The following is a 1,350-nucleotide window of genomic DNA, read 5'->3' as shown; positions in this document are numbered from 1 at the left end:
GACCGCGCCTGCATGACCGCGTGCCGGGTGACAGCGTGCCGGGCAACGGTCACGGGCCGGGGCGGCCGTGGGCCGGGGCGGTTACAAGCTGAGGTAGCCGTGGGCCGGGGGCGATCACAAGCCGAGGTAGGCGTGGGTCCAAGTGACCGTGGGCCGGGGGTAATCACGTCCGGAGGATCACGGGCCGAGTCGTGGGCAGGGGGCGCAACGCTGAGGTGGCCGTGGGCGAGGGGAGCGCGGTTGCCGGGGTGGTGGCGGTCGTCTGGCTGGAAGAACCAGGTGGGTGGGTTACATCCAGCGGGAGCCCAACCACATGCGGGAGAGCCACTCGGCGTTGGTGATCATGGTGGCGCTGTAGATGGGGTAGAAGTAGGCGAAGCAGATGGCGACCAGGGTGACGTACGCGCCGGCGACGATCGAGCCGATCAGGCGGTGGTCGCTGGTGGGGTTGGCGTGGCGGGGCGGGCCGATGATGGCGCCCAGCACGTACACCACGGCGAGGACCAGGAAGGGCTCGGCGGGCAGGGCGTAGAAGTAGAACATCGTGCGGTGGGCCGGCATGGACTGGAACCAGGGGACGATGCCGGCCAGGGAGCAGGCCAGGATGAGCCAGGCCCGGCCGTCGCGGCGGGCGATCGCGAGCCAGGCGAGGGCGAGCAGCGCGGGCAGGAACGACCACCACAGGACCGGGGTGCCGAGCAGCAGCACCTGGGAGACGCAGCTGCTGGCGTCGCAGGGGCCGTCGGTGTTCACGTACATGCTGACGGGGCGGCCCAGCAGCAGCCACTGCCACGGCCAGGACTGGTAGGGGTGCGGTTCGTGCAGGGTGGTGTGGAAGCCGTACGCCTCCTGGTGGTAGTGCCACAGGTTGACCAGCGGGTCGATGAGGCGGTCGCTGGCGAGGCCGTTCGCCTGCGCGTACCAGTGCCGGTAATAGCCGTCGTCGGAGGCGAACCAACCCGTCCAGGTGGCGAGGTAGGTCACGAGGATGAGCGCGCCGAACACGAGGAGCCACCGGCCGTCGCGCAGCAGCGCGGTGCGGACATAGTGCGGGACGCCCGCGGTGCGGCGGGTGCCGGCGTCGAAGACGACGATCGCGGCGGCGAAGAGCAGGATGTACCAGAGGGCGCTCCACTTGACGCCCGCCGCGAGCCCGAGCGAGACGGCGCAGGCCAGCCGGTACCACGGGACGCCGAGCCGCACGCGGGAGGAGCCGGACTCCAGCGCGGCCAGCCACTTGGCGCGGCGGTGGGAACGGTCCAGGACCAGGAAGTAGAAGGCGACCACGATCCAGAACATGAGGAAGATGTCCAGCAGCGCCGCCCGCGAGAGGACGAAGTGCATGCCGTC

Annotated in this window: 1 protein-coding gene; it reads right to left on the bottom strand. The window is 70.6% G+C overall.

All coding sequences use genetic code 11. The features are described 5' to 3' along the window. Positions 1–288: 288 nt before the first annotated feature. Positions 289–1,350: dolichyl-phosphate-mannose--protein mannosyltransferase (locus ACFY3L_RS32370; protein WP_389332581.1), on the bottom strand; the 1,062-nt coding region annotated here is incomplete at its 5' end.

This window comes from Dactylosporangium sp. NPDC000521 (genome assembly GCF_042898305.1).
Taxonomy (GTDB): Bacteria; Actinomycetota; Actinomycetes; order Mycobacteriales; family Micromonosporaceae; genus Dactylosporangium.
Note: the sequence above shows the minus strand (reverse complement) of the source record. Positions and strands in the feature narration are given on the sequence as shown.